Annotated in this window: 20 protein-coding genes; 13 read left to right on the forward strand and 7 right to left on the reverse strand. The window is 74.3% G+C overall.

Going from position 1 to position 24,768, the window contains the following annotated elements; all coding sequences use genetic code 11:
* Position 1: 1 nt before the first annotated feature.
* Positions 2 to 859, reverse strand: a complete 858-nt coding sequence (locus tag AB0G13_RS04195; RefSeq protein WP_357868639.1) for a serine hydrolase — start codon at positions 857 to 859, stop codon at positions 2 to 4.
* A gap of 65 nt (positions 860 to 924) precedes the next feature.
* On the opposite strand from AB0G13_RS04195, the gene AB0G13_RS04200 reads away from it, so the two are divergent.
* Entirely contained in the window at positions 925 to 1,590 is a 666-nt protein-coding gene (locus AB0G13_RS04200; protein ID WP_357868642.1) for a methyltransferase domain-containing protein, read from the forward strand.
* Positions 1,591 to 1,664: 74 nt separating this feature from the next.
* Here AB0G13_RS04200 and typA read toward each other — a convergent pair whose 3' ends face one another.
* On the reverse strand, positions 1,665 to 3,533 hold the full coding sequence (gene typA / locus AB0G13_RS04205; protein WP_357868645.1) for a translational GTPase TypA: 1,869 nt from the start codon (positions 3,531 to 3,533) through the stop codon (positions 1,665 to 1,667).
* Positions 3,534 to 3,669: 136 nt separating this feature from the next.
* Between typA and AB0G13_RS04210 the strand changes: the two genes are divergently transcribed.
* Positions 3,670 to 5,067, forward strand: coding sequence for a DedA family protein (locus AB0G13_RS04210; RefSeq protein WP_357868648.1), 1,398 nt, complete (start codon positions 3,670 to 3,672; stop codon positions 5,065 to 5,067).
* Between the two features lie 159 nt (positions 5,068 to 5,226).
* On the opposite strand, the gene AB0G13_RS04215 is transcribed toward AB0G13_RS04210, so the two are convergent.
* Positions 5,227 to 7,362 carry an efflux RND transporter permease subunit gene (locus tag AB0G13_RS04215; protein WP_357868651.1) on the reverse strand — a complete coding sequence of 712 codons (2,136 nt, stop codon included), beginning with the start codon at positions 7,360 to 7,362 and terminating at the stop codon, positions 5,227 to 5,229.
* A gap of 170 nt (positions 7,363 to 7,532) precedes the next feature.
* Here AB0G13_RS04215 and AB0G13_RS04220 point away from each other — a divergent pair, with 170 nt between their 5' ends.
* The 5 genes from AB0G13_RS04220 to AB0G13_RS04240 all read left to right on the forward strand — a co-directional run bounded on the left by AB0G13_RS04220 (position 7,533) and on the right by AB0G13_RS04240 (position 12,885).
* Positions 7,533 to 8,048 (forward strand): MarR family transcriptional regulator, encoded by a 516-nt coding sequence (locus tag AB0G13_RS04220; RefSeq protein WP_357868772.1) that lies wholly within the window; start codon positions 7,533 to 7,535, stop codon positions 8,046 to 8,048.
* Between the two features lie 4 nt (positions 8,049 to 8,052).
* The gene (locus AB0G13_RS04225; RefSeq protein WP_357868655.1) at positions 8,053 to 9,747 is read left to right on the forward strand and encodes a CocE/NonD family hydrolase; all 1,695 of its coding nucleotides are present in this window, start codon (positions 8,053 to 8,055) and stop codon (positions 9,745 to 9,747) included.
* Between the two features lie 147 nt (positions 9,748 to 9,894).
* Positions 9,895 to 10,803 carry a hypothetical protein gene (locus tag AB0G13_RS04230; protein WP_357868659.1) on the forward strand — a complete coding sequence of 303 codons (909 nt, stop codon included), beginning with the start codon at positions 9,895 to 9,897 and terminating at the stop codon, positions 10,801 to 10,803.
* A 130-nt stretch (positions 10,804 to 10,933) separates the two neighbouring features.
* Positions 10,934 to 11,509 (forward strand): metalloregulator ArsR/SmtB family transcription factor, encoded by a 576-nt coding sequence (locus AB0G13_RS04235; protein ID WP_357868662.1) that lies wholly within the window; start codon positions 10,934 to 10,936, stop codon positions 11,507 to 11,509.
* Positions 11,506 to 12,885, forward strand: a complete 1,380-nt coding sequence (locus tag AB0G13_RS04240; protein WP_357868665.1) for an MFS transporter — start codon at positions 11,506 to 11,508, stop codon at positions 12,883 to 12,885. The genes AB0G13_RS04235 and AB0G13_RS04240 overlap by 4 nt, the downstream gene beginning before the upstream one ends.
* A gap of 52 nt (positions 12,886 to 12,937) precedes the next feature.
* Here the strand turns inward: AB0G13_RS04240 and AB0G13_RS04245 are convergent, their stop codons facing one another.
* On the reverse strand, positions 12,938 to 13,141 hold the full coding sequence (locus tag AB0G13_RS04245; RefSeq protein ID WP_088961229.1) for a cold-shock protein: 204 nt from the start codon (positions 13,139 to 13,141) through the stop codon (positions 12,938 to 12,940).
* A gap of 163 nt (positions 13,142 to 13,304) precedes the next feature.
* Here AB0G13_RS04245 and AB0G13_RS04250 point away from each other — a divergent pair, with 163 nt between their 5' ends.
* Both AB0G13_RS04250 and AB0G13_RS04255 read left to right on the forward strand, forming a co-directional pair.
* The gene (locus tag AB0G13_RS04250) at positions 13,305 to 13,988 is read left to right on the forward strand and encodes a 50S ribosomal protein L11 methyltransferase (RefSeq protein ID WP_357868668.1); all 684 of its coding nucleotides are present in this window, start codon (positions 13,305 to 13,307) and stop codon (positions 13,986 to 13,988) included.
* A 98-nt stretch (positions 13,989 to 14,086) separates the two neighbouring features.
* Positions 14,087 to 14,698 (forward strand): VTT domain-containing protein, encoded by a 612-nt coding sequence (locus tag AB0G13_RS04255; protein WP_357868671.1) that lies wholly within the window; start codon positions 14,087 to 14,089, stop codon positions 14,696 to 14,698.
* A 135-nt stretch (positions 14,699 to 14,833) separates the two neighbouring features.
* Here AB0G13_RS04255 and AB0G13_RS04260 read toward each other — a convergent pair whose 3' ends face one another.
* Together AB0G13_RS04260 and AB0G13_RS04265 are read right to left on the reverse strand one after the other, a co-directional pair.
* A complete protein-coding gene (locus AB0G13_RS04260; RefSeq protein WP_357868674.1) occupies positions 14,834 to 15,487 on the reverse strand; it encodes an MBL fold metallo-hydrolase in 654 nt (217 codons plus the stop codon).
* Positions 15,488 to 15,495: 8 nt separating this feature from the next.
* Positions 15,496 to 16,212: a maleylpyruvate isomerase family mycothiol-dependent enzyme gene (locus AB0G13_RS04265; protein WP_357868677.1), complete on the reverse strand. Its 717-nt coding sequence runs from the start codon at positions 16,210 to 16,212 to the stop codon at positions 15,496 to 15,498.
* Positions 16,213 to 16,384: 172 nt separating this feature from the next.
* Between AB0G13_RS04265 and rsgA the strand changes: the two genes are divergently transcribed.
* From rsgA to AB0G13_RS04280, 3 genes are all read left to right on the forward strand, one after another.
* Complete coding sequence (rsgA, locus tag AB0G13_RS04270; RefSeq protein WP_357868682.1) at positions 16,385 to 17,437, forward strand: ribosome small subunit-dependent GTPase A; 1,053 nt, start codon at positions 16,385 to 16,387, stop codon at positions 17,435 to 17,437.
* A 228-nt stretch (positions 17,438 to 17,665) separates the two neighbouring features.
* A complete protein-coding gene (gene uvrA / locus AB0G13_RS04275; protein ID WP_357868685.1) occupies positions 17,666 to 20,605 on the forward strand; it encodes an excinuclease ABC subunit UvrA in 2,940 nt (979 codons plus the stop codon).
* 184 nt (positions 20,606 to 20,789) lie between these two features.
* A complete protein-coding gene (locus AB0G13_RS04280) occupies positions 20,790 to 21,272 on the forward strand; it encodes a Rieske (2Fe-2S) protein (RefSeq protein WP_357868688.1) in 483 nt (160 codons plus the stop codon).
* Between the two features lie 76 nt (positions 21,273 to 21,348).
* Here the strand turns inward: AB0G13_RS04280 and AB0G13_RS04285 are convergent, their stop codons facing one another.
* The gene (locus tag AB0G13_RS04285) at positions 21,349 to 22,626 is read right to left on the reverse strand and encodes an MFS transporter (RefSeq protein WP_357868691.1); all 1,278 of its coding nucleotides are present in this window, start codon (positions 22,624 to 22,626) and stop codon (positions 21,349 to 21,351) included.
* A gap of 162 nt (positions 22,627 to 22,788) precedes the next feature.
* Between AB0G13_RS04285 and uvrC the strand changes: the two genes are divergently transcribed.
* Complete coding sequence (gene uvrC / locus AB0G13_RS04290) at positions 22,789 to 24,768, forward strand: excinuclease ABC subunit UvrC (protein WP_357868694.1); 1,980 nt, start codon at positions 22,789 to 22,791, stop codon at positions 24,766 to 24,768.

The following is a 24,768-nucleotide window of genomic DNA, read 5'->3' on the forward strand; positions in this document are numbered from 1 at the left end:
GTCACAGGTCGCGCCGGGCGTCCCAGGCGGCGGCGGACACCCGCGCGATGAGCCGGCAGGCGTCGTCCTCGTCCTCGCCCGTGGGGCCGCCGTCGGCGAGGTCGGTGGTGGTGCAGACGACGATGGCGTACGGCGGCGCGTCGTCGGGGAAGACCACCCCCGCGCCGTGCCGCACGCCGCGCACCCAGCCGTTCTTGTGCGCGATGCGGGTGCCCTCGGGCAGCCCGGCGGCCAGGTCCTCACGGTGTTCCTGGGCGAACAGCACGTCGAGCATGGCCGCGCAGCCGGCCGGCGAGGCGAGCGGACCCGGGGTGTCCGCGCCGGCGGCCAGCGCACCGAGCAGCGCGGCCAGGTCGGCGGCGGTGACCAGGTTGGTGACGCCCGCCTCGCGGGCCGCGAAGTCCTCGATGCCCCGGCCGGTGACGCTGTACCGGGCCCCGGCGAGGTCCCATACCCGGGCCACGGCCGGCAGTCCGACGTGGCCGATGACCAGGTTGGTGGCGAGGTTGCTGGAGCGGACGATCATCCGGTGGGCGAGCCAGCGCAGCGGCGCGCTTGCGCCCACCCGCTCCCACACGGCCTCGTCGTTGTCGTAGTGCCGGGCGCAGGAGAACCGGGGCACGCCGGGCAGCGCCGAGTCGAACTCGTTGCGCACCGGCACCGGGGCGTCCAGGTCGAGGGTGCCGGCCTCGGCGGCGCGGTGCAGCGCGACGAGCACCGCCGCCTTCATCGTGCTGGCCGCGTAGTGGGTCGCGTCGGCGTGCCGGGTCCAGGCGGGGGCGGCGCCGACCCGCCCCACGTACGCCGACACGGTGCCGGGCACCCCGTCCAGATGGGTGTCGAGCTCGTCCCAGGTCATGCGGCTGACCGTAACGGATCGCCGACGGGGCGGCGGGGCGGGGCGATCGGTCGTACCGTGCGGGGATGACGGTTGCCGCCTACGACGCGCACGCCGACTGGTACGAGGCGTTCGCCACCGACACGTCCAGCGACTACATGACCCGGGTCCGCGGCCAGCTCCGCGACCTGCTCGGCCCCGGCCCCGGCCGCTGCCTCGACCTGTGCTGCGGCACCGGCCTCCAGGCGGCGGAGCTGCGCGGGCTGGGCTGGGAGCCGGTCGGGCTCGACCTGTCCGCCGGGCAGCTGCGGCACGCCCGGCCGCGCCTGCCGGTGGCCCGTGCCGACGCGGCGGCGCTGCCGGTGGCCGACGCCTCGGTGCCGGCGGTGGCGTGCGTGCTGGCCCACACCGACGTGCCCGACTACGCGGCGGTGATCGCCGAGGTCGCGCGGGTGCTGGCGCCCGGCGGGCGGTTCGTCCACGTCGGAGTGCACCCGTGCTTCACCGGGGCGTTCGCCGACCGCTCCGACCCGCAGCGGATCGTGATCGACGGCGGCTACGCCGAGCGGGAGCGCAGCTTCCGGGCCTGGACGCCGCACGGGGTGCGGGTGCGCGTCGGCGCGTGGCACGTCCCGCTGGCCGACCTGCTCAACGCGGTCACCGACGCCGGCCTGACCCTGGTCCGCACGGCCGAGGCCGGCTCGGGCCCGGTGCCCGACCTGTTCGCCTTCCTCGCCACCCGTCCCGCCTGAGCTTCCAGGGCCGGAACGGGCGGAGCCCGGACCGCGCGGGCGGTCCGGGCTCCACCGGTGGCTGCCGTCGTACGTCAGCCGGCGTGCTTGCGGCGGGCGGCGGCCCGGCCGCGGGCGGTCTGGTCGAGCACCACCTTGCGGATCCGGATGGCGGCCGGGGTCACCTCGACGCACTCGTCCTCGCGGCAGAACTCGAGGGCCTGCTCCAGCGACAGCTTGCGCGGCGGGATCAGCTTCTCGGTCTCGTCGGAGGTCGACGCGCGCATGTTGGTGAGCTTCTTCTCCTTGGTGATGTTGACGTCCATGTCGTCGGAGCGGGAGTTCTCCCCGACGATCATGCCCTCGTACACCTCGGTGGTCGGCTCGACGAAGAGCTGGCCGCGCTCCTGAAGGTTGATCATCGCGAACGACGTGACGGCGCCGGCCCGGTCGGCGACCAGGGAACCGTTGTTGCGGGTGCGCAGCTCGCCGAACCACGGCTCGTACGACTCGAAGACGTGGTGCAGGATGCCGGTGCCCCGGGTGTCGGTGAGGAACTCGGTGCGGAAGCCGATCAGGCCCCGGGCCGGGACCAGCCACTCCATCCGGATCCAGCCCGTGCCGTGGTTGACCAGCTGCTCCATCCGGCCCTTGCGGGTCGCCAGCAGCTGGGTGATCGCGCCCAGGTACTCCTCGGGGGCGTCGATGGTGAGCCGCTCGACCGGCTCGCAGGTCTTGCCGTCGATCTCCTTGGTGACGACCTGCGGCTTGCCGACGGTCAGCTCGAACGACTCGCGGCGCATCTGCTCGACCAGGATGGCCAGCGCCAGCTCGCCGCGGCCCTGCACCTCCCACGCGTCGGGGCGCTCGGTGGGCAGCACCCGCAACGACACGTTGCCGACCAGCTCCTTGTCGAGCCGGTCCTTGACCATCCGCGCGGTGACCTTGGCGCCCTTGACCCGGCCGACCAGCGGCGAGGTGTTGGTGCCGATGGTCATCGAGATGGCCGGCTCGTCGACGGTGATCAGCGGCAGCGGGCGCGGGTCCTCCGCGTCGGCCAGGGTCTCACCGATCATGATCTCGGGGATGCCGGCGACCGCGATGATGTCGCCCGGGCCCGCCGAGTCGGCCGGCTTGCGCTCCAGGCCCTCGGTCATCAGCAGCTCGGAGATGCGGACCCGCTGGGTGCTGCCGTCGGTGCGGCACCAGGCCACCGTCTGACCCTTGCTGATGGTGCCCTGCCGCACCCGGCACAGCGCCAGCCGGCCGAGGAACGGGGAGGCGTCGAGGTTGGTGACGTGCGCCTGAAGCGGCGCCTCCTCCTCGTACGCGGGCGGCGGGATGGTGTCCAGCAGGGTGCGGAACAGGGGCTCCAGGCTGGTGCTGTCGTCGGGTACCGCGCCGTCGGCGGGCTGGGTCAGCGAGGCGATGCCGTCGCGGGCGCAGGCGTAGACGATCGGGAAGTCGATCTGCTCCTCGTCGGCGTCCAGGTCGAGGAAGAGCTCGTAGGTGTCGTCCACGACCTCCTTGATCCGGGCGTCGGGACGGTCCACCTTGTTGATCACCAGGATGATCGGCATGCGGGCCTTGAGCGCCTTGCGGAGCACGAACCGGGTCTGCGGCAGGGGGCCCTCGCTGGCGTCCACCAGCAGCACCACGCCGTCGACCATGGTCAGGCCGCGTTCGACCTCGCCGCCGAAGTCGGCGTGGCCGGGGGTGTCGATGATGTTGATGGTCACCGGGGCGGAGCCGTCGGCCGGCATGTACCGCACGCCGGTGTTCTTGGCCAGGATGGTGATGCCCTTTTCCCGTTCGAGGTCCATCGAGTCCATGACCCGCTCGGTTACCTCGCCGCGGGCGCCGTAGGCGCCGGCCTGCCGCAACATGGCGTCGACCAGGGTCGTCTTGCCGTGGTCGACGTGGGCGATGATGGCGACGTTGCGGAGGTCGGTGCGAAGCTGCATACCCTCCATACTCCTGTCTGCGGTTGCCGGGGCACGCGTCGGGGTCTCCCCCCCAGATGGCCCGGATCTCTGCCGAAACTGATGTTCCGACCGTTTCAGCGCCTGGCATGCTGACCCCCGTGGGAATGGGGGCCCGATGCACGACCTGCTGACCTCGCTGCAGGGCCTGCCGCCCCTGCTGATCTATGTGATCGCCGCGATGATCGTCGCGGGGGAGACCGCAGTGATCTTCGGTCTGCTGGTGCCGGGCGAGGCGACCCTGTTGCTGGTCGGCTTCCTAGCGTACGCGGGGACGCTGCGACTCGTACCGGCACTGCTGGTGATGATCCTTGCAGCCGTGATCGGCGACACACTCGCGTACCGGGCGGGCCGGCGGCACGGGCCCCGGCTGCGCGCCGGCCGGCTGGGCGCCCGGGTGGGTCACGAACGGTGGAGCCGGGCGGACGCGATGCTCGGTCGGCTGGGCGGGCGCGGGGTGCTCACCGCCCGCTGGGTGGCCTTCGCCCGCACCCTGGTGCCCCGGCTGGCCGGGGCGGCCGGGATGCCGTACCGGCGGTTCGCGCCGTGGAACCTGGCCGGGGCGGTGACCTGGGTGGGCGGCTCGGTGCTCGTCGGCAACCTGGCGGGGGAGTCGTACGAGACGGTCTCCCGGCTGCTCGGGCGGGCCACCGGCGTGGTGCTGGTGCTGGTGGCCGCGCTGGTCGCGGTGGTGCTGGCGGGGCGGTGGCTGGGCCGCAACCCGGACCCGGCCCGGGCGCTGGCGTCGCGGGCCGCGGGGCTGCGGCCGGTGCGCTGGCTCAGCGGCCGGTACGGGGTGCTGTTCTTCCTGCTCGCCATGCACGTCGGGCCGGCCTGGACGCTGCTGATCAACCTGGTCGCCGGCCTGCTGCTGCTCTTCGTGGCGGGGCTCGCCATCGCCTGGGTGCTCGGGGCCGTGGTCCGGCACAGCGGCCTGGCGGTGCTCGACGGCGCGATCGCCGACTGGTTCGCCGACCGGCGTACGCCCGGGGCGGTCGACGTCACGCTCGCGGTCGTCTCGGCGCTGCGCGGATCGTCGCTGATCGTGCTGGTGGCCGTCGTCGCGGCGGTGCTGGCCTGGCGGAACCGGCCCTGGCGGGCGGACCTGCTCAGCGTGGTCGGCACGGTCGGGGCGTTCGTGCCGCTGGTGGTGCTGGCCGTGGTGGTCGACCTGGCCGGGCCGGCGGCGGGCGGGCCGGACGGCCGGGACGCCGCCCTGTTCCCGACCCAGAACGCCGTGGTGGCGGCCAGCCTCTGCACCCTCGCCTGGCTGCTGTCGCGGGGGGCGCGCTGGCCGGTGGCGGTGGCCGCGTGGACCGCCGCGGCGGCCGGGGTGGTCGGCATCGTCGGCGCCCGCCTCTACCTGGGGTTGAGCACGGCCAGCGGCAGCGCCACGGCGGTGCTGCTCGGGGTGGCCTGGACGGCGTTGTTCGTGGTCGCCTGGGCCACCCGCGACAGGACGGTGGGCGACGACGCGGCGGAGCCCGAACCGGTGGCGGTGCGCACCGACGCGTGAGCCGGCCCGGGCGACCGGAGCGCCGAACCGCCACGCCTCCGGGGCAGACCGCCGTGCCCCGGGTCCGCCGCGCCCCCGGGGCCGCCGGCGCCAACCCCGCCGGAAGCGGCGGGGGGCCGTGGCGCGTCACGCCACGGCCCCCGCGTTCCGGCGGACCGGTCAGCTCCGGGTGGGCACCGACCCACGTTCCGCCGACGCGTCGGCCTCGTCCTCGACGGGCTCGCGCGCGACCCGCCCCGGCCACCAGAAGCGGTCGCCGAGCGTGAACGCCAGCGCCGGCACCAGGACCGTCCGCACGAGCAGGGTGTCCAGCAGGACGCCGATGCAGACGATGATCCCGATCTGGGTCAGCAGGATCAGCGGCAGGACGCCGAGGACGGCGAAGACCGCGGCGAGCAGGACGCCGGCGCTCGTGATGACGCCGCCGGTGACCCGCAGGGCCGAGAGCATGCCGTCGCGGGTGCCGGTGCGCCGGGCGTCCTCGCGGGCCCGGGTGACGAGGAAGATGTTGTAGTCCACGCCGAGCGCCACCAGGAACACGAAGGCGAGCAGCAGGACACCGCTGTCGAGCGCCGGCATGTCGAGCACGTGGTCGAAGAGCAGCCACGACGCGCCGATGCTGGCGAAGAACGACGCGATCACGGTGAGCACCAGCAGCAGCGGGGCGATCAGGCCGCGCAGGAGCAGCACCAGCACCGCGCCGACGAGCAGCAGGATGATCGGCAGGATCAGCCGCAGGTCCTTGCCGTTGGCCTCGTTCTCGTCGTAGGTGGCCGCGACGGCGCCACCCACCACCGCGCCGTCGAAGGCGGATGCGCCCTCGACCGCGGGCGGGGCGGAACCGGGAACCGCCGCGACCGCGTCCCGTAGCGCCTCGACGGCCCGGCTCGCGGCGGCGGTGCCGGGTTCGGCCTCCAGCACGACGTCGACCTGGGCGACCTGGGCGCCGGCCTCGCCGGGGCGCGCGGAGGCGACGCCGGGGGTCCCCGCGGCGGCGTCCGTGACGGCCCGCACGGCGGCGGGCGTGGTGAGCACGGCGACCGGCTGGGTCGTCCCGGCGGGAAAGGACCGCGCGAGGGTCTCCGCGCCGGCGACCGCCTCCGGCTTGACCCGGAACTGCTCGGTCTCCGACAGGCCGGTGCGGATGCCGAGCCCGCCGAGGGCGAGTCCGGCGAGCAGCAGCGTCGCGAGCAGCGCGACCGGTGCGGGACGGCGCTCGACGGCGGCGCCGAGCCGGCCCCAGAGCCGGCCCTCGCGGACCTCCCCGCCGACGCGGGGCACGAACGGCCAGAACAGGCCCCGGCCGAAGATCACCAGTGCCGCCGGGAGGACGAACAGCGCCGAGAGCATGGCGAGGACGACGCCCGTCGCGCAGGCCACGGCGAGGGCGCGGTTGAGCTCCTGCTCGGACAGCAGCAGGGTGAGCACGCCGAGGACGACGGTGGAGCCGCTGGCGAGGATGGGCTCGGCGGTGCGGCGCAGCGCGGCGCGCATCGCCACGAAGCGGTCCTCCTCGCGGCGCAGTTCCTCGCGGTAGCGGGCGATGAGCAGCAGCGCGTAGTCGGTGGCGGCGCCGAAGACGAGGACGCTGGCGATGCCCGTGACGGCGCCGCCGGGCAGGTTGAGGCCGAAGGCCGGGACGACGGTGTCGAGGGCGCGCAGCGTGAGCTGCTCCGTCGCCGCGACGACGACGAGCGGCACGATCCACAGGAACGGGCTGCGGTAGGTGATGAGCAGCAGCAGCGCCACGACGGCGGCGGTGACGGCGAGCAGCGTGGTGTCGGCGCCCTCGAAGACCTTCGTCAGGTCGGTGGTGAACGCGGGGCCGCCGGTCACCTCGACGCTGAGCGCGTCGGGCACGTCGTCCAGGGACGCGCGGAGCTGGTCGATCCGGCCCGCGATCTCCTCCTGCCCGCCGGCGGTGGACAGCGGCACGGCGACGAGCGCGACGGTGCCGTCGGGGGAGACCTGCGGCGGGCTGACGCGACCGTCGACGGCGAACCGGCCGAGGTCACCGGACTGGCCGGTGAGGGCTCCGCGGTCGGCGTCGGTCAGCGGGCCGCCGTCGGTGCGGCTGACGACGACGATCGCGGCCTGGACGTCGCGGGACGGCAGTTGGTCCTGGAGGCGCTCCACCTGGGTCGACTGCCACTGCACGGACAGGCCGGTGGACGAGGCGGGCGCCGGGTTGTCGGGCTTGGGCAGCCCGAAGATCGCCGCCCCGAAGACGATCGCGGCGACCACGGTGAGCCACGCGGCGAGGCGTCCGCGCGCCACGCGGGTGAACACTGACATTCGGCTGCCCTCACGGTCTCTCGACGGAACTTCCTTCGATGCTCAGGACCTCGCGGACGACGCAAAATGCCGAGAGTCGAGTATCTTGATAAACGAGATTATCGACTCCTGAGCTATGCTGCAACCGGAACGGACGGCAGGAGGCGGCGACCGACGTGGCAGGGCACGGCATGTACCGGCGGCGCGACACGCGCCGCGAACGGCTGGTCGCCGAGATCTCGGCCGAGCTGCGGCGCTACTCCGTCGACGCGCAGCACATCGGGCACGCCTTCGCCGGCCTGCACGGGCTCAACGCCACCGACCTGCAGGCGCTGATCGCGGTGATGGACGCCGAGCTGACCGGCCGGCCGATCACCCCCGGCCGCCTCGGCGAGCACCTCAACCTCTCGTCCGGCTCGGTCACCGCCCTGATCGACCGGCTGGAGCGCGCCGGGCACATCCGCCGCGACCGCGACACCGCCGACCGGCGCAAGGTCTTCCTGCACTACGCGGAGCGGGGCGCCGCGCTGGCCATGGACTTCTTCCGCCCCCTGGGCCGGCGCACCGACGACGTGATGGCCGGCTTCAGCGACGACGAGCTGGAGGTGGTGCACCGGTTCATGACCGCGATGACCACCTCGATGGGGGAGCACCGTGACGCGGTGCGCGCCGCCCGCGACGAGCCGGCCCGGCGCGCGAACGGCTGACGTCGTGCTCGACCGGCTGGCAACCCGCCTCGCCACCGCCGCGCTGCGGTTGCCGCCCGCGCGCACCCGTCGGGTCACCCTCACCCGGGGCATCCCGGTGCGGGTCCGCGACGGGGTGCCGCTGCGCACCGACCACTACGCCCCGGCCCTGCCCGGCGCGCCGACCGTGCTGATCCGCACCCCGTACGGGCGGGGCGGCCCCATGCGGCTGCTCGGCCGGCTCGCCGCCGAACGCGGTTTCCACGTGGTGATCCAGTCCTGCCGCGGCACGTTCGGCTCCGGTGGCACCTTCGCCCCGCTCGTGCACGAGCGCGAGGACGGCCTCGACACCCTCGACTGGCTGCGCCGCCAGCCCTGGTGGTCCGGCGCGTTCGGCATGTTCGGCGCCAGTTACCAGGGCTTCGTGCAGTGGGCCCTCGCCGCCGACGCCGGGGAGGAACTGCGCGCGATGGTCGCGGTGGTGACCGCCTCGGGCACCCGCGACTCGACGTACGCCGGGGAGTCCTTCGCCCTGGACACCGTCCTCACCTGGGCCGAGCTGCTCCAGGCGCAGACCGTGCCGTGGCTGGCCCGGCAGTGGGAACTCAAGCGCGGCCAGCCCCGGCTGGTCGCGGCGCTGGCCCACCTGCCACTGGCCGAGGCGGACCGGGTGGCCACCGGCGTCACCGTGCCGTTCTTCCAGGAGTGGCTGCGCCACCACACCCCGGACGCCGACTACTGGCGGGCGCGCGTCTTCGGCGACCGGATCGCCGAGGTCGACGCGCCGGTGGCGATGGTGAGCGGCTGGCACGACATCTTCCTGCCGGCCCAACTGCGCGACTTCGCGGCGCTGCGCGCGGCCGGCGCCCGTCCCCGGCTGACCGTCGGGCCGTGGACCCACGGCAGCCCCGGGCTCTTCCTCGCCGCGCTGCGCGACGGGCTGGACCACCTCGACGCCCACCTCGCCGGGCGGCTGCCGAAGGCGTCGACCGGTGCCGGTGCGACCGCCCCCGTGCGGGTGCACGTCGGCGGCGCCGGTGGCGGGTGGCGGGACCTGCCCGACTGGCCGCCCCCGGCGGTGCCGACGCGGTGGCACCTGCACCCGGCGGGCGGGCTGAGCACCGCCGCGCCGGTCCCGTCGGCGCCGGACGGCTTCCACTACGACCCGGCCGACCCGACGCCCTCGCTCGGCGGGCCGCTGCTCGTCGCGCAGCGGGCCGGGCCGGTGGACAACCGCCGGGTCGAGGCCCGGCCCGACGTGCTCACCTTCACCAGCGCCCCGCTCGACGCGCCCGTCGAGGTGATCGGCCCGGTCCGCGCCGAGATCCACCTGCGCAGCGAGCTGTCCCACCTGGACGTCTTCGTGCGACTGTGCGACGTGGACCGGCGCGGCCGGTCCTGGAACGTCTGCGACGGGCTGGTCCGGGTCGCGCCCGACCGGTTCCCCGCCGACGCGGCGGGCGTGGTGCGGGTGCCGGTGGAGCTCTGGCCCACGGCGCACCGGTTCGCCCCGGGACACCGGCTGCGGGTGCAGGTCTCCGGCGGTGCCCATCCCCGCTACGCGCGCAACCCCGGCACCGGCGAGCCCCTCGGCACGGCAGTCACACTGCGTGCCGGATGGCGGGAGGTCCTGCACGATCCACAGTGCCCGTCCGCAGTGGTCCTGCCGATCTTGCCGCCAGCCCCACAGCTTCTTCCCAGCGGAAAAAACCCGTCCTGAGCTGGGCATTCATCAATCGATGGGGCTATGGTTGGGTCAATGCCCGACGATGCGCATCAATCGGTCGGGCCCGCGCGTCAGGCTCCGACATCGCCTACGCGGTGTCACTTTGGTGCCCGGCCTCCACCCATCCCCGAGGGGGAACCCATGACGCGGGCACCGCAAAACCTGTTGGCCGTCCGCCGCCTGCTGCTCGATCACCTCAACGTCGACCCCGACACCGTCCGCGGCCAGGACCTCGAACCCGCCGAGGTCGGCATCGTCGGCGACCCCGCCCACCGGGGCGGCTACCACTGCGGCTCCGACCGGGTGGTGACCAGGGACTACTCCGTCGTCGAATCGCCCCGGGACTCCGCCGGCCTGACCCTCGACGCGGCGGCGCTCGACGTCGGCCTCTTCGAGGTCCGCGCCGGCGGCCGTACGCACAACCTGCGCAGCTTCTCCACCTGGTGCGTCGCGCAGTGCGCCGACGGCACCCCGGACAGCCGGGACATCCGCGAGATCATCTACTCCCCGGACGGCAAGGTCGTCCGACGCTGGGACCGCCTGCGCAAACGAACCAGCGGGGACAGCTCCCACCTGTGGCACACCCACTTCAGCTTCTTCCGCGACTCGATCAGGGCGAACCGGGACCAGACCCCGCTGTTCCGCCGCTACCTGACGACCATCGGATTGATCGCACCGCCAGCAGAGGAGTCCGATATGGAACAGACCGACAAGCTCGCCTACAACACCGGAGTGCCCACCCGTACGGTCGGCCAGGTCCTCGCCGATTCGGAGAACCTGCGCAACTGGCTGATCTCGCCCGTCGGGACGACGGGTCTGCTGTCCCCGCCACTGGCGGAGTCGCCGTTGATGCTCCTGCTCGCGATGGCGCGGGCTTATCCGGCCCTGGTCGCCCAGGTCAAGGCCCTGTCCGGGGGTGACTTCAGCGACGAGCAGGCGATCGTCGCCGGTGTGCTCGCCGGTCTCTCGCCGGAGCAGATCGCGGAGGCGATCCCGCCCACCATCGCTCAGCAGGTCACCGACGAGCTGGCCCGCCGCCTGGCGGCCTGACCCCCGCCGCGTCCGCCGGCTGCCCGGCGGACGCGGCCACGCCGGGAGCGACCGGCAGCGGGTGAATTCGGCAACGACGGTTGCGTAACAGCTGTTGCGCAACCGTCGTTGCCGATGTCAGGCTGGCGGCATGACGAACCCAGACGTGCGCCACGTGACCGACTCGCGGGTGCTCGCCGCGTTGTCCCATCCGCTGCGCCGCCGGTTGATGGACGTGCTCAAGGTGCACGGCCCGGCCACCGTCGGCCTGCTCGCCGAGCGGACCGCTCAGGCGCCGGCCAACGTCAGCCACCACCTCAAGGTGCTGGCCGGCGCCGAACTGGTCGAGGAGGCCCCCGAGCTGGCCCGCGACCGGCGGGAGCGCTGGTGGCGCCTGGTCACCCGGAGCGTGCGCTGGTCCCAGTCGGACTTCGACGCCGACCCCGCCGCCCGGGCCGTCGCCGACGCCGCCACCTCGCTCAACCTGGACCGGCACGTCGCCCTCGCCCGCGCCTGGCACGCCACCGACGAGGCCAGTCAGGCCGCCTGGCCGGAGGGGCCGTTCTCCACCGACCGCTGGCTGCACCTGACCGACGCCGAACTCGCCCAGCTGGCCGGCGAGCTGAACGAACTGCTCGCCCGGTGGGGCGACCGGGACGTGCCCGACGACGGGCAGAGACGCGAGCCGGTCTTCCTCTTCGCCTACGGGATCCCGGCCGCGCCGTGACGCCGCCGGCCAGCGCCACCCCGCCGACCCGTGCCATCGGCGGCACGGCCCCGTCGCCCGCGACCGCGCGCCGTCCGGCCGCCGGGCCCGCGAACGACCGGCCCGCCGGTCAGCCGGGGGCAACGGCCGCGTCGCCCCGTGGAGGACTGCTGCGGCACCGGGACTTCCGGCTGCTCTGGGCCGGGCAGACGGCCAGCGCCGTCGGCAGCAACGTCACCGCCGTGGCGCTGCCCCTGGTCGCGGTGACCGTGCTCGACGCCAGCACCTTCGGCGTCGCGGCGCTCACCGCCGCCGCCTGGCTGCCGTGGCTGCTCGTCGGCCTGCCGGCCGGCGCCTGGGTGGACCGGCTGCCGCGCCGGCCCGTGATGATCGCCTGCGACCTGGTCTCCGCGCTGCTGTTCCTCAGCGTCCCCGTCGCCGCCGCGCTCGGCGTGCTGACCGTGCCGCAGTTGCTGGTGGTGGCGTTGGGCGCCGGCCTGGCCCGGGTCTTCTTCGAGACCGCCGACCAGGTCTACCTGCCCGTGCTGCTGCGCCCCGAGCAGGTGCCGGAGGGCAACGCCAAGCTCCAGGCCACCCAGACCGCGAGCTACGTGCTCGGCCCCGGTCTCGCCGGCGTGGTCGCACAGGTCGCCGGCGCCGTCACCGCGCTGCTGCTCGACGCGCTGAGCTTCCTGTTCTCCGCCGCCTGCCTGCTGCGCATCCGCACCGTCGAGCCGCGCCCCGAGCGCGTCGGGCCCTCGCGGTCGCTGCGGCGGGAGATCGGCGAGGGGATCCGGTTCGTCGCCCGGGACCCGTACCTGCGGGTGCTCACCGCCTTCGGGGCGGCCAGCAACGTCGGCCTGGTCGGCTACCAGGCGGTCCTGGTGGTCTTCCTGGTCCGGGAGGCGCGACTCGCACCGGCCCCGGTGGGCCTGCTGGTCGCGGCGATGAGTCTCGGCGGCATCGTCGGCGCGCTGTCGGCCACCAGACTCGGCCGTCGGCTCGGCACCGCCCGGGCCATGCTCCTGGCGGCGGCGTTCACCGGGCCACCGGCGTTGCTGATCCCGCTCGCCGGGCCCGGCGGCCGACTCGCCCTGCCGGCGATCGGCGGAATGCTGGTCAGCCTCGGGGTAGCCGTGGGCAACGTGCTCAAGGGCAGCTTCCGGCAGACATACACGCCGCACCACCTGCTGGGCCGCGTCACGGTGAGCATGCACATGCTCAACTACGGCACGATCCCGCTGGCCGCGGTGCTGGCCGGGGCGGTCGGCGCGGCCCACGGGGCCGGCACCGCGATCGCGGTGATGACGGGCTGGCTCGCGCTCACCCCGGCGATCCTGCTGATCGGGCCGCTACGGCGGCGACGGGACCTGCCCGTCGCGCCGAAGCGGCCCTGAAAAACGCGCTGCGGCGGCGGCCGTCAGTCGGCCGCCGCCACCGGCACGGGATCTACAGCGGACGGACGTTGTCCGCCTGCGGACCCTTCTGACCCTGGGTCACCTCGAACTCGACCTTCTGGCCCTCGTTCAGCTCCCGGTAACCGCTCGACGCGATGGCCGAGTAGTGGACGAACACGTCCGGCCCTCCGCCATCCTGCTCGATGAAGCCGAAGCCCTTTTCCGAGTTGAACCACTTAACCGTGCCGGTTGCCATGCATCTCTCCCTGTTCCAAAGCGGGTGAACCTCGGTCGTCGACCGATGATCGCCCGGTGCTACCCCGAGAGTAACCGCCCGAACCCCGATCCGCTGGCCGAACTCTCGGCGCGGCGGCGCGAAAGCCGGGCGGTGCGAGGTCGGTTGGGGCATGCTTGCCCCGATGAGGGGTGCCACAGCCGACGCGCTGACCGAGATCGAGCGGGAGATCGACGCTCCCGGCGGCGGGCTGGACCGGCTCCGGCTGGTGCGGGTCCCGTTCGTCCCCGAGGTCCGGCTGCACCTGGCCGAGGACGCCATCGTCTGGTGGGCCCGGATGGAGGCGCAGGCCGGGCACGCCCTGCCCCCGCCGTACTGGGCCTCGGTCTGGGCCGGAGGGCAGGCGCTCGCCCGCCACCTGCTGGACCACCCCGACCTCGTGGCCGGCCGCCGGGTGCTCGACCTCGCGGCCGGGTCCGGCCTGGTGGCGATCGCCGCCGCGCTCGCCGGCGCCGAGCGGGTGGTCGCGAACGACATCGACCCCTACGCGGTCGCGGCGGTCACCGTCAACGCCCGGGCCAACCACGTGACGGTCGCGGCCACCGGCGGCGACCTGCTCGACTCCGACCTCGACGGGGTGGACCTGCTGGTGGCCGGGGACGTGCTCTACGATGCGGCGATGGCGGCGCGGGTGCTGCCCTTCCTGCGCCGGGCCGCCGCCACGGGCGCCGACGTGCTGGTCGGCGACCCCGGGCGGGGCCACCTGCCGGCGGGCGCGCTGGCGACGGTGGCCAGCTACCCCGTGCCGACCACCGAGCCCGCCGTGGACTCGCCCGTGCGCCGGGTGCAGGTGCTGCGCCCCCGGTGAGCCCGGGGCCTCAGGGTCGACCCCGAGCCCGATACCAGGGGGCGGTGGGGGATCGGACCCGATGTCCCGGGTGGTCGGGCGGCAATAGCGTACGGGGCATGGCGGATTGGCTGACCCAGATCGGAGAGCTCCCCACCACCCTGCTCATGGGGGTGCTCGGGGTGGTGATGCTCTTCGACGCCGTACCGCTGCTCGGGGTGCTGGTCCCCGGCGACGTGGCGATCCTGGCCGCGATGGGGGTGGGCGGCCCGACCACCGGCGCCGCCACCTTCGGCGTCGTGGTGGCCGGCTGCCTCGCCGGTTGGTCGCTGAGCTTCCTCGCCGGCCGCCGGTACGGCGACCGCCTGCGGCGCAGCCGCCTCGGCGACTGGATCGGGGAGGCGCGCTGGGCGGCGGCGGAGGGGATCCTCCAGCGCGGCGGCGGCCGGATGGTGCTGGTCGCGCCCTTCCTGCCGGTGTTTAACGCGCTGCTGCCGCTGGCGGCGGGCGGGCTGCGGATGTCGTACCCGCGCTTCCTCGGCTGCGCGACGCTCGGCGCGGCGGCCTGGGCCGGTCTCTACCTGGCGCTGGGCACCGCCTCGCGGTCGCTCGCCGGGCTGCTGCCGGGGGAGTCCAGCCCCATGCTGGTGACCATGGCGGTCGGCCTGCTGCTGGCGGGTGCGGTGCTGATGGGCACGCGACGCCGACTGCGCGCGGTCACCGGGGCCTGACCCCGCCCGACGGGGAGCGGAAGCCGCCAGGGAGACCGGGGAGACCCACGGGGGAGCGGGGGGACCCACGGGGGGAGCGGGGGACCGACGGGGGGAGCGGGGCCGGGCGCGGATCGCGCCCGGCCCCGCTGAGGTTCACCAGCCGCGGGCGCGCCACTGGGGCAGCGCGGGACGTTCCGCGCCGAGCGTGCTGTCCTTGCCGTGCCCCGGGTAGAACCAGGTCTCGTCGGGCAGCCGGTCGAAGAGCTTGTGCTCGACGTCGTCGATGAGCGCGGAGAACCGCTCCGGGTCCTTGTCGGTGTTGCCGACCCCGCCGGGGAACAGGCTGTCGCCGGTGAACAGGTGTGGCGACCCCGCCGGGTCGCGGTAGAGCAGCGCGATCGAGCCGGGGGTGTGGCCCTTGACGTGGATCACCTCCAGCGCGCACTCGCCCACCGGCACGCTGTCGCCGTCGGCGAGCGTCTCGGCCTCGATCGGCAGCCCGGCCGCGTCGTCGGCGTGCACCAGCGGGCGGGCGCCCGTCTTGGCGACCACCTCCTCCAGCGCCACCCAGTGGTCCATGTGCTGGTGGGTGGTGACCACCGTGGCCAGCCCCGCGTCGCCCACCAGCTCCAGCAGCCGGGGCGCCTCGTTGGCGGCGTCGATCAGCACCTGCTCGCCGGTGGCCCGGCAGCGCAGCAGGTAGGCGTTGTTGTCCATCGGGCCCACCGACACCTTCGTGATGGTGAGCCGGTCGAGCTCGCGTACGGCCGGCGCGCCGCCGGGCGTGACGTCTCCGCTGTAGGTCATTAGGTCGTCTATATCCATTCCGGTGGTTGCGGCAGGGGGCCGTCGGGGGTGACGGTCAGCACGGTGCCCGGGCTGCGGCCGATCAGCCAGGCGGCGAGTTCGGGGGCGGCGCCGGTGAGCGTGGGCGCGGCGGCACGCTCGCCGACGACCAGTTCGTGCCGGCTGCCGTCGAAGCGCAGCACCATCGGCGGGACGTCGGCGCGGCCGGCGAGGTCGCCGGCCACCTCGTGCAGCAGCCGGTGGCCGAACGACTCGGGCCAGTCGGCCGGCCGGTAGCCGGCGTCGAGGTCCACGTGGTGCACCTCGATCTCGCGCAGCCGGCCCCAGACCAGCATGGCCGCCGGCCAGGGACCGCGCGGCGTCCGGACGGTGGCCGCCCACCCCTCGACCGGCATCGCGGCGACCGCCTCGGCGAACCGGACGGCGGAGCGGCGCAGGTCGTCCAGGTGGGCGGCGGGCGGGCGGGGCGCGCCGGCCTCGATGTCGGCGTCCCGGGCCGCCGCGGAGGCGTACATCGGGATCGGCTCGCCGGTGCGGGCCGCGGTGAGCAGGTTGACGAAGCCGTCGGCGTTGCGGGCCAGATGAGCCAGGACGTGCCCCCGGCTCCAGCCCGGCAGCAGCGACGCGCCGGCGAGGCCCGTGTCGTCGAAGGTGGCCGCGGTCCGCAGCAGACGGTCCGTGGCCGCGTCCACCTCGCCCGTCAGCAGAAGCGGATCCATGGTCACCCACCGACCCTATCCGCCGGTGGGCCCCCCGTCGCCGGGGAAATCGCTTTCGGCGCGTCGCGGCGCGACCTACCGTCGGCGTCGAACGCGGCACCGGAACGGCGGGGGAGGTGGTGACCATGCCGGTAGCAGCACGCGTGCGTCAACCCGCTCCGACACCGATGAGGATGCCATGACCATCGATTTGACCGCCCTCGGCTGGGACGCCGACCGGGCGGCACACGTACCACGACGCGGCGGCCACCGACCGGGCCGGGTGGCCCGGGTGGACCGCGGCGTCTGCACCGTGCTCTGCGCGGACGGCCCGGTCCGCGCCACCCTGGGCGGGGCGGTCCTGGCCGCCGCCGCCCGCGACCTGACCCACCTGCCCTGCGCGGGGGACTGGGTGCTGCTGGGCACCTGGCCCGACCGCAACGTCACCGTGGAGGCGGTGCTGCCCAGGCGCACCGCCCTCGTCCGGCGGACCGCCGGCAAGGACGCCAGCGGCCAGGTGCTGGCCGCCAACCTCGACGCCGCCGCCGTGGTGGAGCCGGTGCACCCCGAGCCGGACGTCGGCCGGATCGAACGGTTGCTCTCCCTGGCGCACGAGTCCGGCGCCCGGCCGCTGGTCGTGCTCACCAAGGCCGACCTGGCGGCCGACCCGCAGGCCGTCGCGCGCCAGCTCGCCGGGGTCGCCCCGGGGGTGCCGGTGCTGGCCGTCAGCGCCGAGCACGGCACCGGGCTCGAACCGCTGCGCGCCGAGGTGGCGCCCGGCCGCACGCTCGGCCTGCTCGGCCCGTCCGGCGCCGGCAAGTCGAGCCTGGTCAACGCGCTGGCCGGGGCGGCGCTGATGCCCACCCAGGCGATCCGGCGCGTCGACGGCAAGGGTCGGCACACCACCACCTGGCGGGCGCTGCTCCCGGTGCCCGGCGGCGGCGCCGTGCTGGACACCCCGGGGGTACGGGCGGTCGGCCTGCTGGACGGCTCGGCGGGGCTGGACCGGGCGTTCGCCGACATCGCCGAGCTGGCCACGGGCTGCCGGTACGCCGACTGCGGGCACGACGGGGAGCCCGCCTGCGCGGTGCGCGAGGCGCTGGAGAGCGGCGAGCTGCCGACGCGACGCTGGGAGAGTTGGCGCCGGTTGCAGCGGGAGGTGGCGTACGAGAGCCGGCGGCGGGAGACGCGGCTGGCCGCGGAGCGGCGCGGCGGCTGGCGCTCCGGGCGGCGGCGGGCCGCCCGCCCGTGACCGACGTACGCGGGCGGGGCCGGTCGACGACCGGCCCCGCCCGTCTCCTTCGGGCGCGGCGGACCGGGCTGAGCTGGGGGAACGTGCCGGCGAGGGAAGTTGTCGTACCTCGGGGCTAGAGTTGCCGAGGCGCCTTTCTGCGCGCCCACCACCACTCAGACAACCGCTCAGACCAGCCTCGGAGCGGACATTTCCTCCTCATCTTCTTCACCCGGGAGTACACGGACAGTGGCCGACCGACTGATCATCCGTGGCGCGCGCGAGCACAACCTGCGTGACGTCAGTCTCGACCTGCCCCGGGACGCCCTGATCGTGTTCACGGGGCTCTCCGGGTCGGGCAAGTCGAGCCTGGCCTTCGACACGATCTTCGCTGAGGGGCAGCGCCGCTACGTGGAGTCGCTGTCGTCGTACGCGCGGCAGTTCCTCGGCCAGATGGACAAGCCGGACGTCGACTTCATCGAGGGCCTGAGTCCGGCGGTCTCCATCGACCAGAAGTCCACCTCGCGCAACCCGCGCTCGACGGTGGGCACCATCACCGAGGTCTACGACTACCTCCGGCTGCTCTTCGCCCGCATCGGCGAGCCGCACTGCCCGGTCTGCGGGGAACGGATCTCCCGGCAGACCCCGCAGCAGATCGTCGACCGGGTCCTCGCGATGGCCGAGGGCACCCGGTTCATGGTGCTCTCGCCGGTGGTGCGGGGCCGCAAGGGCGAGTACGTCGACCTCTTCGCCGAGCTCCAGGCCAAGGGCTACGCGCGGGCCCGGGTCGACGGCGTGGTGCACCCGCTGACCGAGCCGCCGAAGCTGAAGAAGCAGGAGAAGCACACCATCGAGGTGGTGATCGACCGCCTCACGGTCAAGCCGAGCGCCAAGCAGCGGCTGACCGACTCGGTCGAGGCCGCCCTGGGCCTGTCCAACGGCCTGGTCCTGCTCGACTTCGTCGACCTGCCCGAGGACGATCCGGAGCGCGAGCGGCGCTACTCCGAGCACCTGGCCTGCCCCAACGACCACCCGCTCGCGATCGAGGACCTGGAGCCCCGGGTCTTCTCCTTCAACGCGCCCTACGGCGCGTGCCCCGAGTGCACCGGCCTCGGCACCAAGAAGGAGGTCGACCCCGAGCTGCTCGTCCCCGACCCGGAGCGCACCCTGCGCGAGGGCGCGATCCAGCCCTGGTCGACCGGGCACAACCTGGAATACTTCCTGCGCCTGCTGGAGGCCCTCGGCGCGGCCGAGCACTTCGACGTCGACACGCCCTGGCGGGCCCTGCCGTCGCGGGCGCAGAAGACGATCCTGCACGGCTCCGACGACCAGGTGCACGTGCGCTACCGCAACAAGTTCGGCCGCGAGCGCTCCTACTACACCGGCTTCGAGGGCGTGGTGCAGTGGATCGAGCGCCGGCACACCGACACCGAGTCGGAGTGGTCGCGCGAGAAGTACGAGGGCTACATGCGCGACGTGCCCTGCGCGGCCTGCGGGGGCGCCCGGCTCAAGCCCGAGGTGCTCGCGGTCACCCTGGCCGGCCGGAGCATCGCCGAGGTCTGCAACCTGTCCGTCGGCGAGGCCGCGGACCTGCTCGCCGGCATCGAGCTGACCGACCGGCAGAAGATGATCGCCGAGCGGGTGCTGAAGGAGATCAACGCCCGGCTCAAGTTCCTGCTCGACGTCGGTCTCGACTACCTCTCCCTGGACCGCCCGGCCGGCACCCTCTCCGGCGGCGAGGCGCAGCGCATCCGGCTGGCCACCCAGATCGGCTCCGGCCTGGTCGGCGTGCTCTACGTCCTCGACGAGCCGTCGATCGGGCTGCACCAGCGGGACAACCACCGGCTGATCGAGACCCTGGTCCGGCTGCGCGGCCTGGGCAACACGCTGATCGTGGTCGAGCACGACGAGGACACGATCCGCACCGCGGACTGGATCGTCGACATCGGCCCGGGCGCGGGCGAGCACGGCGGCGAGATCGTGCACAGCGGCTCCGTGTCGGCGCTGCTGGAGAACCCGGAGTCGGTGACCGGGGCCTACCTGTCGGGCCGCCGGTCGATCCCGACGCCGCAGGGGCGCCGGGCGCAGACCCCGGGCCGGGAGTTGGTGGTGCACGGCGCGCGCGAGCACAACCTGCGCAACCTGACCGTCTCGTTCCCGCTCGGCCAGCTCATCGCCGTCACCGGGGTCAGCGGCTCCGGCAAGTCGACGCTGGTCAACGACATCCTCTACGCGGTGCTGGCCAACCAGATCAACGGGGCCCGGCTGGTCCCCGGCCGGCACACCCGGGTCTCCGGGCTGGAGCACGTCGACAAGGTGGTCGGCGTCGACCAGTCGCCGATCGGCCGCACCCCGCGGTCCAACCCGGCCACCTACACCGGGGTCTGGGACCACGTCCGCAAGCTCTTCGCCGAGACGACCGAGGCCAAGGTCCGGGGGTACGGCCCCGGCCGGTTCTCGTTCAACGTCAAGGGCGGCCGCTGCGAGGCGTGCTCCGGCGACGGCACGATCAAGATCGAGATGAACTTCCTGCCCGACGTGTACGTCCCGTGCGAGGTCTGCAAGGGCGCCCGCTACAACCGGGAGACCCTGGAGGTGCACTACAAGGGCAAGACCGTCTCCGACGTGCTGGAGATGCCGATCGAGGAGGCGGCCGAGTTCTTCTCCGCCATCCCGGCCATCCACCGGCACCTCAAGACGCTGGTCGACGTCGGCCTCGGCTACGTCCGGCTCGGCCAGCCCGCGCCCACGCTCTCCGGCGGCGAGGCGCAGCGGGTCAAGCTCGCCTCCGAGTTGCAGAAGCGCTCGACCGGGCGGACGGTCTACGTCCTCGACGAGCCGACCACCGGCCTGCACTTCGAGGACATCCGCAAGCTGCTGATGGTGCTCGAGGGGCTGGTCGACAAGGGCAACACGGTCATCACCATCGAGCACAACCTCGACGTGATCAAGACCGCCGACTGGCTGATCGACATGGGCCCCGAGGGCGGTCACCGGGGCGGCACGGTGCTCGCCACCGGCACCCCCGAGGAGGTCGCCGAGGTGCCCGACAGCCACACCGGCCAGTTCCTGCGGCAGGTGCTCAAGCTCGACGGCGAGGCGAAGGGCGCGGCGGCGGCCACCTCCCGGGCGGCCAAGGCCAACGGCACGAAGTCCCGCGCCCGGAAGGTGCCGGCCGGGGCGCGCTGACCGCGCGCCTCCCGACGCCGGCACGGGGGCGAACCGCCGACGCGGGGCCGGCCGGGCGGGCCGTGGGGCCCGCCTGGCCGGCCCGCGGTCGCCGATCGGGTGAACCGTCGGGCAGAGTGATCCGTGTAACCGAGTGTGGCCGCGGATCATGACCAGGCGGCGGCAGCCGAGAGAAGGGCGAGGCATGAGTGACGATCAGGGGCTGACCGGGCCGGCGACGCGGACGCGACGCGCACTCCTCACGGGCGCGGGCGCCGTCGGCGCGGCGGTGGTCCTGGCCGCGTGCGGCAGCGACGACTCCGGCGACGGAGCGGCCCCGACCAGCGGCGGCCCGGCGGTGCCCAGCACCGGTGACGCCGGCGGCGGCGACCGCGAGGGCGCCCAGTCGCTGGCCCGCACGGCGGACATCCCGGTCGGCGGCGGCGCCGTCTATCCCGCCCAGGGCGTAGTGATCACCCAGCCCCGCGAGGGCGAGTTCAAGGGGTTCGACTCCATCTGCACCCACCAGGGCTGCCCGGTGACGAACGTCGACGGCGGCACCATCAACTGCACCTGCCACTTCAGCAAGTTCTCGATCGAGGACGGCTCGGTTAAGGGCGGCCCGGCCACCAAGCCGCTTCCGCCGAAGAACGTGAAGGTCACCGGCGACCAGATCTCGCTGGCCTGACCGGTCCGGCGGGGCCGGCGACCCGGACGCGGTCCGCCGACTGCGCCGTGGCGCCCGCGCCGGCCGCCGGCCGCACTCACCGCGCCGTGGCGCCCGCGCCGCTCCTCGGCCGCTGGTCCGCCGCCGGCGGCTCCCGCAGGGCGGTCGGCGGCAGGCCCCGTTCCAGCAGCAGGACACCGGCGACGCCGAGGGCGTTGAGCAGCGCCAGCGCCAGCCAGGGCGCGGCGGTGTCGACCTCGTACAGGGTGCCGAAGAAGGCCGGCGCGAGCATCGAGGCGAGGGCGAAGGAGTACTGGAAGGCCGCCAGGTAGCGGCCCCGGGCGGCGACCGGTGCGGCGGCCGCGGCCAGCGCGGCGGAGGCCGGCGCGTGCACCAGTTCCGCGACGGTGAACAGCAGCGTCGCCGCGATCAGCAGCGCGGCCACCACGCCGAGACGCCCCGGGCCGAGGGTGGCCATGGCGAGGCCCCAGGCCGTCCAGAGGACCGCCGCCAGGGCGATCACGCGGGTGCGGCGGTGGTGCGGCAGGCGGGCGCCGACGGGCGCGGAGAGCAGGGCGACGAGGAACGCGTTGCCGGCCAGGATGCCCGAGGTCAGCCAGGCGGGGCCGCGCAGGTCCGTGAGCATCACCGTGGGCAGGGCCAGGCCGAGCATCATGCTGCTCAGCGCGAAGACGGTGTTCAGGCCGATGAGGGCGAGGAACGGGCGGTCCCGGAGCAGCGTCGCGTACCCGCCCCGGCCGGAGCCCGCCGGGCGGACGGCGGGCGGCGGGATCCGCACGCCCGCGGCGATGAGCACCGCGGCGAGGGCGAAGCAGGCCGCCGCCGCGTACGCCACCGCGCGGTAGGTGCCCGCCCGCCCGTCGGCCACCACCACCCCGGTGGTCAGGCCCCCCACCGCCAGCCCGGCGGTACGGGCGCCGTTGCTGATCGCGTACCAGGTGTCCCGGGTCCAGCCGCCCGGGCTGCCGTCGGCGTAGTCGGCGACCGCCGTGAAGACGGTGGACCAGAAGAACCGCACGCCGACGGCGACCAGCGCCGCCGCCACGAAGACGCCGACCGGCCCCCGCACCCAGGCGTACGCCAGATAGCCGGCCGCCTGGAGCATTTGGGAGGCGACGACCACCGGCAGCGCCCCCAGCCGGTCCGCCAGCGACCCCGCCCACAGCGGCACCGGCAGGGTGAGCACCGTCGCCGCGCTGAGCAGCACCCCGAGCAGCGCCAGGGGCACGTCGGTCAGCCGCAGGAAGTAGACCAGCGACAGGGGCAGGAACAGCCCGTTGCCAACCGAGTCGACGGTGAGCGCCGCCACGAGGGCGGCGCCCCCTCGGCTGCGTCCCGCGGGGTGTGCGCCCATGTCCCGTGCTTCCCTCCCCGTCGCCCGGCCCGCCAGGGGCGGATGCTAGCCGGGAGCGTTTCCGGCGGCACCGGAATAACCCGGGCGGCCGGGGCCGCGTGCGCTCGGGGCGGGGACGCGGCGTTCCGGGGGCTGTCGGGGGCGCGGACTAGGCTTGCTGCCGTGGCTGACCCCTCGACCTACCGTCCCGCCCCCGGCACCATCCCGGAGTCACCGGGGGTCTACCGGTTCCGCGACGGCACCGGCCGGGTGATCTACGTCGGCAAGGCGAAGAACCTGCGCAGCCGGCTCAACTCCTACTTCGCCGACCTGTGGGGCCTGCACCAGCGCACCCAGCAGATGGTCACCACCGCCGAGTCGGTCGACTGGGTCACCGTCGGCACCGAGGTCGAGGCGCTCCAGCTCGAATACACCTGGATCAAGCAGTACGACCCGCGTTTCAACGTCCGCTACCGCGACGACAAGTCCTACCCCTACCTCGCCGTCACCCTCGACGAGGAGTTCCCCCGGTTGCAGGTGATGCGGGGCGCCAAGCGCAAGGGGGTGCGCTACTTCGGGCCCTACTCGCACGCCTGGGCGATCCGCGAGACGCTCGACCTGCTGCTGCGGGTCTTCCCGGCGCGCACCTGCTCGGCCGGGGTCTTCAAGCGGGCCGGCCAGGTCGGCCGCCCCTGCCTGCTGGGCTACATCGGCAAGTGTTCGGCCCCCTGCGTCGGCAGCGTCACCCCCGAGCGGCACCGGGAGATCGTCGACGGTTTCTGCGACTTCATGGGCGGCCGCACCGACACGATGGTGCGCCGGCTGGAACGGGAGATGACCGAGGCCAGCGAGCAGTTGGAGTTCGAGCGGGCGGCGCGGCTGCGCGACGACGTGGCCGCGCTGCGTCGGGCGATGGAGAAGCAGACCGTCGTGCTCGGCGACGGCACCGACGCCGACGTGGTCGCGTTCGCCGACGACCCCCTCGAAGCGGCCGTCCAGGTCTTCCACGTCCGCGACGGCCGGGTCCGTGGCCAGCGCGGCTGGGTGGTGGAGAAGACCGAGGAGTTGAGCACGGGCGACCTGGTGCACCACTTCTGCACCCAGGTCTACGGCGGCGAGCAGGGCGAGGCCGACGTGCCCCGCGAGCTGCTCGTGCCGGCACTGCCCGCCGACGCCGACGCGCTGGCCGACTGGCTCTCCGGTCACCGGGGCAGCCGGGTGAGCCTGCGGGTGCCGCAGCGCGGCGACAAGCGCTCCCTGCTGGAGACGGTCGAGCGCAACGCCAAGGACGCCCTCGCCCGGCACCGGCTGCGCCGGGCCGGCGACCTGACCACCCGGAGCAAGGCGCTCGACGAGATCAGCGAGGCGCTCGACATGCGCACCTCGCCGCTGCGCATCGAGTGTTTCGACATCTCCCAGATGCAGGGCACCGACGTGGTGGCGAGCATGGTCGTCTTCGAGGACGGGCTGCCCCGCAAGAGCGAATACCGGCGCTTCATCATCCGTGGCGCCACCGACGACCTCTCCGCGATGTCCGAGGTGCTGCGTCGCCGCTTCGCCCGCTACCTCGACGCCCGCGCCGAGACCGGCGAGGCGGGCGTCGAGCCGGCCGACGACCCCGCCGCCCCGGGCGGGCAGGCCGAGCCCGACGAGCCCCGGGTCGGCGCCCTGATCGACCCGACCACCGGGCGCCCGCGCAAGTTCGCGTACCCGCCGCAGCTGGTGGTGGTCGACGGGGGTGCGCCGCAGGTCGCGGCGGCGGCCCAGGCTTTGGCGGAGCTGGGCGTCGACGACGTGGCGCTGTGCGGCCTGGCCAAGCGGCTGGAGGAGGTCTGGCTGCCCGACGACGAGTTCCCGGTCATCCTGCCGCGCACCTCGGAGGGGCTCTACCTGCTGCAACGGGTACGCGACGAGGCGCACCGCTTCGCCATCACCTTCCACCGGCAGCGGCGCTCCAAGCGGATGACCGAGTCGGCGCTGGACAGGGTGCCCGGCCTGGGGGAGGTGCGGCGCAAGGCGCTGCTGCGGCACTTCGGCTCGCTCAAGCGGCTCTCCGCGGCCACCGTGGAGGAGATCACGGAGGTGCCCGGTGTGGGCCGACGCACCGCCGAGGCGATCCTCGCCGCGCTGGGCGGCGAGGCGAAGGCCCCGGCGGCGGACTGA

The organism is Micromonospora sp. NPDC023633 (genome assembly GCF_040640035.1).
In the GTDB taxonomy this organism is placed as follows: Bacteria; Actinomycetota; Actinomycetes; order Mycobacteriales; family Micromonosporaceae; genus Micromonospora.